The sequence below is a fragment of the Streptomyces pseudogriseolus genome (genome assembly GCA_002154585.1).
Taxonomy (GTDB): domain Bacteria; phylum Actinomycetota; class Actinomycetes; order Streptomycetales; family Streptomycetaceae; genus Streptomyces; species Streptomyces pseudogriseolus.
This window is the reverse complement of record MUNG01000591.1, coordinates 1-1,804: the sequence shown is the minus strand read 5'-3', so window position 1 is coordinate 1,804 and position 1,804 is coordinate 1. Positions and strand designations below refer to the sequence as shown.

Annotated in this window: 1 protein-coding gene; it reads left to right on the top strand. The window is 76.6% G+C overall.

Annotation, left to right across the window (positions count from 1 at the left end; all coding sequences use genetic code 11):
* Positions 1–36: 36 nt before the first annotated feature.
* Positions 37–1,566, top strand: coding sequence for an FAD-dependent oxidoreductase (locus CCN29_RS33200; RefSeq protein WP_086686205.1), 1,530 nt, complete (start codon positions 37–39; stop codon positions 1,564–1,566).
* The last annotated feature ends 238 nt before the right edge of the window (positions 1,567–1,804 follow it).

Sequence of the window (1,804 nt, the reverse complement as noted above, 5' to 3'; positions counted from 1 at the left end):
CCGTGAAGCCCCCCGTGCCGGGGTACCCGCCCCCGCATGACGGAGGAGAAGCAGCACTCGGGTGACTCGTACTGGCTGACCACCGCGCCCGGCGGGGAGCGCCACCCCGCCCTGGCCGACGACCTGGACGTCGACGTGGCGGTGATCGGCGGCGGCATCGCGGGCCTGTGCACGGCGTGGGAGCTGGCCCGGGCGGGTCGCGCCGTCGCCGTGCTGGAGGCCGGCCGGATCGCCGCCGGCGTGACCGGGCACACCACCGCCAAGGTCACCGCGCTGCACTCGCTGGTCTACGACAAGCTGCGCCGCACCCGCGGCAGCGAGGGCGCACGGCTGTACGCCCGGTCGCAGGCGGAGGCGATCGAGCGGACGGCCGGGGTGGTGGAGGAGCTGGGCGTCGACTGCGAGTGGGAGCGGCGCAGCTCGTACACGTACGTCACGGACGTGGACCGGGTGGACGAGGTGCGCGCGGAGGCGCGGGCCGCGCGGGAGGCGGGCCTGCCCGCGTCGTTCGTGGAGGAGTCGGGGCTGCCGTTCCCGGTGGCGGGGGCGGTGGAGGTGACGGGCCAGGCGCAGTTCCATCCGCGCAGGTACCTGCTGGCGCTCGCCGGCGACATCGAGGCGCACGGCGGCCGCCTGTTCGAGGACACCACGGTGCTGGGCCTGGAGGAGGGCGAGCCCTGCCGGCTGTCGACGTCGACCGGGGCTACGGTGACGGCCCGGGACGTCGTGGTCGCCACCCACTACCCGGTCTTCGACCGCGCGCTGCTGTTCACCCGCCTCTCCCCGCGCCGCGAGCTGGTCGTCGCGGGCCCGGTGCCGGCCGAACTGGACCCGGAGGGCATGTACATCACCCCCTACGACGGCTCCCGCTCGGTGCGCACCGCGCCCTACGGCGACGACGCCTCGCGCCGGCTGCTGGTGGTCACCGGCGAGCACTTCACGCCGGGCACCGGCGACACCCGCGCCCGCTTCGACCGGCTGGCGGGGTGGGCCCGCCGGCACTTCCCGGGGGTGGAGCTGACGCACTTCTGGGCCACGCAGGACAACGACCCCACCGACACGGTGCCGCTGGTCGGCCCGCTGCACCCGGGCGCCCGGCACGCGTACGTCGCCACCGGCTTCGGCGGCTGGGGCATGAGCGGCGGCATGATGGCGGGCCGGCTGCTCACCGCGCAGATCACCGGCGGGGAGTGCGCCTGGGCCGGGCTGTACGACCCGCGGCGGCTGGCCTCGGCCGTGCGGGAGGCGCCGGCCTTCCTCAAGCACCAGGCGCAGGTCGCCCAGCACTTCGTCGGGGACCGGCTGCGTCCGTCGCCCCCGGTGGAGGCGCTGCCGCCGGGCGAGGGGGCGGTGGTGCGCACGGGAGGCGGCCGGCTGGCGGTGTACCGGGACGACGACGGCGCCCTGCACGCGGTGTCCGCCCGCTGCACGCACATGGGCTGCCTGGTCGGCTTCAACGCGGCCGAGCGCGCGTGGGAGTGCCCGTGCCACGGGTCCCGCTTCGACATGGACGGGAAGGTCGTACAGGGGCCGGCCACGAAGCCGCTGGAGCGGCGGGACATCTGAGCCCGCCCCGGACCCCGGCCGGGGGAGGCCGGGGCCGGTCGGAGGAGGCGCGCCCCTCCGACCGGGTGAGCGCGCCGCCCTGCCCGCCCGAGCCGCGGCGGCCACCGCCGACCGTCGCCCTATTGTCATACGGTGATCACACTTTCACGTCGTGTCATCGCCGCCTGTGTCCTCGCCGCCGCCCTCACCGCGTGCGGAGCCCCCGCCGGTCCCGCTGCGCGTCCGCCCGCACCCGCGC

What these genes read in the sequence shown, in the direction of transcription:
- CCN29_RS33200 (WP_086686205.1), top strand. Translation starts at nt 37, where the DNA reads ATGACGGAGGAGAAGCAGCACTCGGGTGACTCGTACTGGCTGACCACC.